General features: G+C 54.8%; 10 protein-coding genes and 1 CRISPR repeat array. Of the genes, 6 read left to right on the top strand and 4 right to left on the bottom strand.

Features of this window, described 5'->3' with window-relative positions; translation table 11 throughout:
• Positions 1–229 precede the first annotated feature (229 nt).
• The 3 genes from MVK46_RS03710 to MVK46_RS03700 form a co-directional block, all read right to left on the bottom strand.
• On the bottom strand, positions 230–1,390 hold the full coding sequence (locus MVK46_RS03710) for an FAD-binding oxidoreductase (RefSeq protein ID WP_297535304.1): 1,161 nt from the start codon (positions 1,388–1,390) through the stop codon (positions 230–232).
• A 2-nt stretch (positions 1,391–1,392) separates the two neighbouring features.
• Positions 1,393–2,871 carry an FAD-dependent oxidoreductase gene (locus MVK46_RS03705; RefSeq protein ID WP_297535303.1) on the bottom strand — a complete coding sequence of 493 codons (1,479 nt, stop codon included), beginning with the start codon at positions 2,869–2,871 and terminating at the stop codon, positions 1,393–1,395.
• A gap of 96 nt (positions 2,872–2,967) precedes the next feature.
• Positions 2,968–4,134 carry a GTP-binding protein gene (locus MVK46_RS03700; protein ID WP_297535302.1) on the bottom strand — a complete coding sequence of 389 codons (1,167 nt, stop codon included), beginning with the start codon at positions 4,132–4,134 and terminating at the stop codon, positions 2,968–2,970.
• A 113-nt stretch (positions 4,135–4,247) separates the two neighbouring features.
• Here MVK46_RS03700 and MVK46_RS03695 point away from each other — a divergent pair, with 113 nt between their 5' ends.
• The 6 genes from MVK46_RS03695 (at position 4,248) to MVK46_RS03670 (ending at position 7,674) form a co-directional block, all read left to right on the top strand.
• Positions 4,248–4,700, top strand: coding sequence for an Lrp/AsnC family transcriptional regulator (locus tag MVK46_RS03695; RefSeq protein WP_297535301.1), 453 nt, complete (start codon positions 4,248–4,250; stop codon positions 4,698–4,700).
• 75 nt (positions 4,701–4,775) lie between these two features.
• Positions 4,776–5,276 carry a deglycase PfpI gene (gene pfpI, locus MVK46_RS03690; RefSeq protein WP_297535306.1) on the top strand — a complete coding sequence of 167 codons (501 nt, stop codon included), beginning with the start codon at positions 4,776–4,778 and terminating at the stop codon, positions 5,274–5,276.
• A 69-nt stretch (positions 5,277–5,345) separates the two neighbouring features.
• Positions 5,346–6,056 carry a hypothetical protein gene (locus tag MVK46_RS03685; protein ID WP_297535300.1) on the top strand — a complete coding sequence of 237 codons (711 nt, stop codon included), beginning with the start codon at positions 5,346–5,348 and terminating at the stop codon, positions 6,054–6,056.
• A gap of 62 nt (positions 6,057–6,118) precedes the next feature.
• Positions 6,119–6,535 (top strand): PspC domain-containing protein, encoded by a 417-nt coding sequence (locus MVK46_RS03680; RefSeq protein WP_297535299.1) that lies wholly within the window; start codon positions 6,119–6,121, stop codon positions 6,533–6,535.
• The gene (locus MVK46_RS03675; RefSeq protein WP_297535298.1) at positions 6,532–6,756 is read left to right on the top strand and encodes a hypothetical protein; all 225 of its coding nucleotides are present in this window, start codon (positions 6,532–6,534) and stop codon (positions 6,754–6,756) included. The genes MVK46_RS03680 and MVK46_RS03675 overlap by 4 nt, the downstream gene beginning before the upstream one ends.
• Entirely contained in the window at positions 6,757–7,674 is a 918-nt protein-coding gene (locus tag MVK46_RS03670) for a triphosphoribosyl-dephospho-CoA synthase (RefSeq protein ID WP_297535297.1), read from the top strand.
• Here MVK46_RS03670 and MVK46_RS03665 read toward each other — a convergent pair.
• A complete protein-coding gene (locus MVK46_RS03665; RefSeq protein WP_297535305.1) occupies positions 7,661–7,936 on the bottom strand; it encodes a family 4A encapsulin nanocompartment shell protein in 276 nt (91 codons plus the stop codon). The two genes, MVK46_RS03670 and MVK46_RS03665, sit on opposite strands and share 14 nt — an antisense overlap.
• Positions 7,937–7,984: 48 nt before the next feature.
• A CRISPR array of direct repeats spans positions 7,985–8,686; the repeat unit is 30 nt; unit sequence CTTTCAATTCTCCTAGAGTCTTATTGCAAC.
• Positions 8,687–8,703 lie beyond the last annotated feature (17 nt).

Genomic DNA, 8,703 nt, shown 5'->3' with positions numbered 1-8,703 from the left:
AACGCTCAGATAGGGGAAGGCCATGCCGAAGGAAACGTTGGCGATGAACATAGCTAGGGCAAAGATTACGATGTTCCTCCGCTTAACCCGGAGCTTCTTAAGCTTGAGCGTTTTCTCGCGCTTTCCCTGGGTAACAACCAGCTCTCTCTTGGCCATCGATGGAAGAAGCGGCAACGGTCTTATAAAATTTCCTTCGAAATGATAAGAAAAGGGTGGAAATTAAGGAAAATCAGCCCATCTGGAGCGCCTGTCCGCGAAGCTCACCGCGCTCGAAGCGGTACGGGTCGTACCACCCGACCGGCAGGTCTGTTCTGCCCTTCGTGATTAGGTCGGCGACCATCTCCGCCACCGCTGGCGCCATCATGAAGCCGTGCCCGCTGAAACCTGCGGCAATGTAGTAGTCGCTCAGCTCCTCGATTTTCCCTATGGCCGGGTTGCTGTCCGGTGTCTTTGCGTAGTAGCCGGCCCAAGTTCTTAGGATTAGAAGCTCCCTCAAAGCGGGGATAATCTTGGTGAAGTAGTAGCTCACCTCGCGCAGGAACTCGTAGGTTGGATTGAGGTCGTAGGTCGGACCGAGCTCGTAGCCGACCCCACCGACGACGCCACCGTGCGAGGTCTGGGTGAGGTATGCATGCCCATACTTGAAGGAGATGACCATGGGCTTAATAGCCCCTTTCCTTATGGGCTGTGTGATAACAGCTTGATGCTTGTAGGGCTCTATCGGAATCCTCACGCCTATCCCGGCCATCGCGTTGATGAGCTTGGCCCAGGCGTTGGTGGCGTTCACGACTATACCGGTCCTAATAACTCCCCTGCCCGTCTTCAGGCCCTTAATCTCGCCGTTTTCTATTATGAAGTCCTTCACTTCCGTGTACTCCACCAGCTTCGCGCCGAACTCCTCGGCCTTCATTGCGAACTTCGCGGTTGCATGGAACGGGTCGGCCTTTCCGTCGGTTGGGTTCCAGGAAGCAGCGATGACCTCGCTGATGTCGAGGAGCGGAACTATCTCCTTGGCTTCCTCCGGCGTTATGAGCCTCGTCGGGACGCCGAAGCGGTTCTGTATCGCGATGTTGCGCCTGAACTCCTCGACCTCATCGTCGTCGTAGAGCAGGAAGAGGTAGCCGGTCTGCTCGAAGGAGAAGCCGTACTCCTCGCTATAGCGTTTCCACAGCTCGACGGAGCGCTTCATGACCCGAACGTTGGCCTCGTCGTTGAACTGCTGTCTTATGCCCGTTCCGCAGCGGAAGGTGGAGCCCGAACCTATGAAGCGCTTCTCTATTACTGTAACCTCCTCACCGCGCTTGGCTAACTCGTGCGCTATCGTAACGCCAACTATTCCGCCACCGATAATCGTTATCTCGCTCCTCTCGGGAAGTTCCCTCGCCGGCATCTTCAATCCCTCCTCGCGGGGACCTTCATCTTGATGTTCTTGAGCGGGGGCCTCGCGACGGGAATGTCGAGTTTATCCATCGGCGTTCCGGTTCTCTGGGATACAACGACGGCACCGTTGAAGAGGCAGAAGCGTCCCTGGCAGAAGCCCATGGCGAGGTGGGTCAGCCTTTTGATTATCTGGAGGTCGGTGATGCCAGACTTCACCACGTCGTCGACCTTTCTAAGCGTCACGTCGCAACCGCAAATCTGGACGTCCTCGCCGTTGAACTCGTCGAGTGGAAGCCTGTTGACTGGAACCGCTATCGGTTCGTAGTTCTTGAGCCTCTCCTCGTATATGCAGGGCTCGGCCTCGAAGCCGAACTCCCTGAGGATGTAGGCACCGACGAGCCGTCCCTCAAGGTAGTTCGCGTAGTGGGGCTTTATCGAAACCGCACTGCCTGCAACGTAGATTCCCTCGCGGATTCTATGACTTGAGTCGAGAACCGGACGGTAGTAGCCGCGCTTGAAGTACAGCTTCCCGCCCGCTTGAGTTACGGGGTTTATGTCCGGTCTTCTCCCGTCGGAAACTATGACGGCGTCAACCTCGTAAACGTTGCCGTTTGCGTCTATGAGCCTCTCGACCTTCTCTTTACCCTCAACGCGCTTCGGGTTGGGAACCACAACGTACTCAACCCCCCAGCGGTCGAGCTCGGCCGTCAGCTCCTCAGGGAAGGCCCCGACGACGGCGACATTCTTTCCTGGCGCAACTCCCCAGACGTTCATAACTTCGAGCGCGTCGCTCCTCCTGAAGACGCCAGGGTAGTCGTTGTTCTCGAAGAGCATGATGTTGTCAACCGCTCCAGTGGCCAAAACCACTCGCTTGGTAAGAATTTCAATAAGCTGGTCGCCCCTCACTATCGGCACGAGGAAGTACTCACCCTTGTCGAAAACTCCAATGGCGACGCTCTTCAGGAAGACGCGGGTGTTCTCTGGCAAATCGGTAAGCTCCTTCAGAGCCTCTCCCGGCCTTCCAAAGCCCTCCTGCTCGACGCCCTTAAGCCTTAAGTCCCCACCGAGCCAGCTCCTTTCCTCGATTATTGCCATCGTGAGCCTTCCACCGATTTCCTTGACGACGCCGAGGCCGGCCGGACCGGCGCCGATAACGGCCACGTCAACAACATAGCGGAGAACGGGTTTGCCCTCATCGATTTCTACCTCCTCCTGGAAGTCGCCGTAGCCCTGCCTCTTGAGCCTCATGCCGTCCTTTACAGCTGTTTTCCTCGCGTTGACGTTCTTGACGCCGTTTACCACCATCGGGACCGGGCCGAAGGTGAAGGCGCCCCTCTTTCTGCCCTCTGTGCTCGTGGTGAGCCAGTAGATACCGTTCGCGAGGAGTGCGACGGTAACCTTCTCGCCCTCGTAGGCTTCAAGTGGTTGCCCTTCAAAGTAAATCGTGACTCTCTTAGAAGGGTCCTTCTCGGTAAGGTCGAGCTTTCGCATGCTCCCACCTCGAAAAATTTTAGACCGCGTTCGACCTTATACACCGATGCTTATAAACGTTGAGTTGTGAACTAAAGGTGAAGAAACGTTCAGCAATCAGCGGGCATGGATTTCCACCACGTCCCCGTCCTCGAGCACGTGGTCGGCACCGACCCTCTGGCCGGGAAACTTCACGCTCTTGCCCCAGACCCTTGCATAGCGGAAGTTCTTGGCGAAGTCCTTGTGAATCCTCTCGGCCAGGTCCATGACGGTTGAACCCTTCTTGAGGGCGACCGGCGGATAGGCAGGCTCTTCGCCGGGGCTCTTGGTGAAAACGCGGATGACTTCGGCCAAATCATAGAGCTCGTCCTTGAGTTTGTCGAGGTTTATTTTCCTCTTGACAGAAACTGGGACTATTTTAAAGCGGTCGCCGTAGGCCTTAACGAGCTTCTCGTAGTTCTCCTTACTGCCGGGAGCGTCACCCTTGTTGGCTATGATTATCGCCCTCCTCCAGACGAGGCTCTCGTCTATGGCATCGGCGAACTCCTCAAGCGTTACGGGCTCCTTGACGGTAATTTCAGCCGAGTGTATGCGCTCCTCGCGGAGCATCTTCATGACCTCGCTTATGTCCCCCTTTATGTTCTCCTGACCGTTGATTACTATCCCGCCCATCGCCGTTCTCTTGATTTCCACCCTCGGCTTTCGCTTGTTGACCTTTATCCCGGCCCTCTCGAACTCCCTCAAGAGAATCTCCATCTGTCTGAGGGGGTCTTTTGTGAGGTCAACGACTATCGCTATGGCGTCGGCGTTTCTAACGACGCTGAGGAGCTGCGGTCCCATTCCCTTACCCAAAGCGGCACCTTCGACAAGCCCGGGAACTTCAACGAGCTGGATTTGAACGTCCCTGTGGTGCATCATTCCCGGAATCGGCTGAACGGTTGTGAAGGCGTAGTCGGCAACGTCAACGTCGGCGTTGGTTAGGGCCTTGAGAAGGGAGCTTTTGCCCACGTTGGGGAGACCCACGAGAACTATCTGGGCGGCACCCTCCTTTCTCACCGCCACTGAGGGACCGCCGCCACCTTTTTTGAGCTGTCTCTGCCTTTCAAGCTCCTTTCTAAGCTCTGCGAGCCTTCTCTTTATCTGGAGTCGGAGCTTCTCGGTTCCCTTGTGCTTTGGAACCGTTGCGTACATCTTCTCAAGGGCTCGAATCTTCTCTGGAATCGTCTTTGCGTTCCTGTATTCCTCCTCTGCAGCGAGGTATTCAGCCGTCACGTTCGTTGGCATCGCTGGCCCCTCCCGAAAGACTAAAGATGGGCGGATTTTTATAAAAGTATGGTTACCTCAAATCGGCAAATTTATAAGGATTGCCGAAAATTTTCCGCTGTGGTGGTGAGGCTATGAGAAGCGGTCTCGATGAGGTGGATAGGAAAATCCTGATGATACTCCAGAAGAACAGCAGAACCCCCCTGAGGGAGATTTCAAAGGAGGTAGGGCTCGCTGAGTCCACGATATACGAGCGCATAAAGAAGCTCAAGGACAGGGGGGTCATAAGGAAGTTCACGGTAATCCTTGACCCGGATGCCCTCGGCTTCAAAATCCTCGCGTTCATCCTCATAAAGGCCCACGCCGGGATGTATTCACACGTTGCCAAAGAGCTCATGAAATACCCGGAGATTGGAGAAATCTACGAGACCACGGGAGACTACGACATGCTCGTCAAAATCAGAACGCGCAGCAGCGAGGAGCTGAACGAGTTCCTAGACAGGATAGGGGAAATCGAGGGCATTGAGTCAACCCACACCATGGTCGTCCTGAAGACCCACAAGGAAACCACCGAAATTCCCCTCTAATCTGACCATTTTTGTCCAGTTAGGGTTATAAGCGGACATCCATATATCCTTCTGAACGTTTAGGGGGTGGTGGAAGTGAAGGTTCTGTTTCTGAGTGCAAACGATTTTGAGGACGTCGAGCTGATTTATCCGCTCCACAGGCTCAGGGAGGACGGCCACGAGGTTTACATAGCGAGCTTCGAGCGGGGGAGGATTACTGGAAAGCACGGCTACACGGTTGAGGCACAGCTGAGCTTTGACGAGGTGGATCCGGATGAGTTCGACGCCCTCGTTCTCCCGGGAGGAAGGGCGCCGGAGAGGGTGAGGCTCAGCGAGAGGGCCGTTGCCATAGCGAAGAAGATGTTCGAGGACGGGAAGCCCGTTGCGACAATCTGCCACGGACCGCAGGTTTTAATATCCGCCGGGGTTCTGAGGGGAAGAAAGGGAACGAGCTACGCGGGGATAAGGGACGACATGAGGAACGCCGGCGTGGAATGGGCTGACGAGCCGGTCGTCGTTGACGGCAACTGGGTCAGCTCAAGGCACCCCGGCGATTTATACGCCTGGATGAGAGAGTTCGTCAAACTGCTTCGATGAATTTTGGCTTTCTTAATTTTCCGCGTAAACTTTATACGGGAAACATGAAGATATTTTCATGGTGGAAGCATGAGGAAGGGCGGACTGCTGGGAGTGCTCATTGTCGTCTTTCTTGTTCTCCTGCTCGTTGGTGCCGTGCTGGTTCTGTCCGTGGGCGGAAAAGCCCTGATAAAGCCCTCTCCGAAGAAAACCGCGGGAAGGCTCGTCACGGTGGGAACCTTTACGGCCTCGGAGCTTGAGATAAGGGACGTTGTGGCAAACGTTTTGATAGCCGAGGGAAACACGAGCGGGATAGTCGTGAAGAGCAACCTGCCCGTTAGGGTAAGCGCCCAGGGGGACGCGCTGATTCTCTACTGCCCGGAGGAGAAAACGGGCCTCTTTAAGAGGAGGAACGTCTGCAGTGAATACGGGAACGGGACGGTTGTAGTCGAAGTCCCCGGAAAGCTCGAGGGCATCAACCTTCAAGACCTCGTTGGGAACGTTCTTATAGAGGCCAGAGCGACCAGTGTGGAAATGTCGGACGTCGTTGGGACAATCGTCGGCAGGGAATGGGCCAGCTACCGGATAAGCGACGTCGTCGGGGGCATCAGGATAAAGGCCGAGGGGAGCGTTGAGATAAGGAATGTCGTCGGAGATATCGCGATATCGGTTCCACGGGGAGCAGGTGTAGTCCTTGAGGAAAAAGACGTCATGGGAAGCGTTACGGAGAGAACCCACAGGGAAAGCACAGCCGTCGAGGTCAGCCTGAGCGACGTAATGGGCGACGTCACCATAGGCTGAAGAAACCGCTTTGAGAGGAGGTAGGTTTTTAGACCAACCGTCCAACTCTCATTGGATGGAGTATGGAGAGGAAGCTGAGGCGTTCGAGTAAGAACAGGGTGCTCCTCGGAGTTTTAGGTGGAATAGCCGAATACCTCGGCACGGACCCCGTGCTCGTCAGGTTAGGTTACCTGTTGCTGTTCATATTCCATCCAGTGGCAATGACAGTGTTCTACTTTCTCGCGGCTGTCATAATGCCCTCAGAGGGTGAAGAAGATGAAGACGTTGAAAAGAGGGCGGAGCGCATTGTGGGAGAAGTAAAAGAGATTGTGACGCCAGATTCAGAGGAGGAAAAACTCGCCGGAATAATACTGCTTGTTCTGGGGGCCCTCCTGCTTGTCGAGACGGTTGCTCCAACCAGCATAGGAGTTAGAACCGTTCTCGCGCTTGCGTTGCTCGGTCTTGGCTCACTGCTCCTCCTCAGAGGTGAGGGCAGATGAGGGGCATCGGACTCATCCTCATTTTTCTGGGAGCAATCCTCCTGCTCCAGCAGTTCCACCCTGCACTCCTGGACGTTCTGTACAGGTATGAGGAGCCCATAAGAAGGGCCTTCTGGGGAGTTACACTCATTGCGGCAGGCCTCTATCTGAGCTTCAGAAGGCTGAGACGGGTCGTTCTCATCCTTTACATCCTGTATCTGCTCGTATATCTGGTGGTGTGAATGAACGAATGGGAGCTCGTCAGGGCGTTTATAACAGGTCCCCTGATTGAAGCGGCCGTTCCAAAGCCGGGAAACGTGAGCAGGCGCAGGGACTTCGAGGATTTGAGCCTCTACAGCTTCATCGCGGCGTATCCTGCCCTAGCCGGTGTGTACCACGAAGCCGCCAAAAGAGGAAGGGACATCGGCAGGGGTCTAATCAAGCCCAGCGAGGCCGGAATCGGCGAACTAATCAGGAGGAGCGTGGAGGCAAGCAGGCGCGTTCAGGACGCGAACCCCAACTTCGGAGTGATAGTCCTCTCGATACCCCTGATAATGGGGCTGTCCATGACGGAGAGGATAGAAGAAGGCGGAACTAAAGCCCTTCTCCTCATCGAGGAGTCAACCGTGAGGGACACGATGGAGCTCTACAGGGCGATTAGGAGGGCCAGCCCCAAGGGCCTTCCGAGGGGAGTTGAGTACGACGTTTATTCGGAGAAGGCCTTTGAGGAACTCTTCAGGGACGGGATAAACCTTCTCAGACTCGCCGAGATGAGCGCCGAGAGGGAACTAGTCTTCAGGGAGTGGCTTACCGGATACAGGCTCACCTACTCAACCTTCGGGAGGCTCATGGAGAAACTCCCGGGTCCGCTTGAGGAGGCAATCCTTGGAGTCTTCCTCAGACTGCTGAGCGAGGTCAGGGATACGCTCATCGAGAGGAAAGCGGGAAATGAAGAAGCGGAGCTGGTTAGGAGAATGGCCGAGAGGACAGTTAAGGGGGAAATCAGCGGTGAAGCCTTTGAAAGGTTCATGGCCGAGAAGGGCGACCTGAGGAACCCCGGCAGTCTGGCCGACGTCACGGCCGTTTCGCTGGGCCTGCTCTTTCTGGCCGGCGTGAGGGTTGAGATGAGAGACGGAAGGGCCTGGCTCACACGACCCTGAAGCGCTTTGCGGCCGGGGCGTAGCCGAGGGCCTTGCTGTCTATAACCACCGCGTCCCCGCCGAGTTCGTCAACAATCCTCACGACGAGGCCGGAAAGCTCGAGGACTTCCTCATCACCGCCGAACTCCTCGTTGACCTGCGCCCTTATGAACCTGTAGGCCTCGGCACCGACGAGAACCACGTCCGGGTTGAAGCCGTCGAGCTTAAGCTCGTTCGCCTTCTCTTCGACAGAGCTTAGAATCCGTATAAGGTCTCCGCGCATTTCCAACACCTTGGGGAAATTAAGCGTAGGGGATTTAAGGGTTGCGCCCAGCGCTCCCCTTTAGGGTCTTATTGCAACCTCAACGGCCTTTTCATAAGCCTTAAGGAATTCCTGAACTTTCAATTCTCCTAGAGTCTTATTGCAACTAGGGGGCAGTAGTAGGAGTAATAAGATGAGTAATAGCTTTCAATTCTCCTAGAGTCTTATTGCAACGATTAGCCAGAGGGTGTTCCCAATCAAAATGAACACCTTTCAATTCTCCTAGAGTCTTATTGCAACCCCAAATAGTGTTGGCCTCTTCGCCATAGTGCCTCTCTTTCAATTCTCCTAGAGTCTTATTGCAACCCGGACCGGGACTTTAACCTGCTCCTCATCGCGCTCTTTCAATTCTCCTAGAGTCTTATTGCAACTACTCGGGCTTGAAGTCAGACAGCATTGCTTCCACGCACGGCTTTCAATTCTCCTAGAGTCTTATTGCAACGCGGTTTTGCTCTTCCTTCCACGTCCCTTTATGCGAACTTTCAATTCTCCTAGAGTCTTATTGCAACAGGAAGTCGTAGAACTCGCCTTAGCCTCAGCACCGATCTTTCAATTCTCCTAGAGTCTTATTGCAACGCCCAAGTGCTGTTCGCGGGAAGGCTCTGATCGATTACCTTTCAATTCTCCTAGAGTCTTATTGCAACCCTATGAAGTCGTGTCTCGTGTAAAAAAGGTTGTAAACTTTCAATTCTCCTAGAGTCTTATTGCAACAGAAGAAAGATACAGCT

The sequence above is a fragment of the Thermococcus sp. genome, assembly GCF_027066465.1.
GTDB lineage: Archaea > Methanobacteriota_B > Thermococci > Thermococcales > Thermococcaceae > Thermococcus.
Note: the sequence above shows the minus strand (reverse complement) of the source record. Positions and strands in the feature narration are given on the sequence as shown.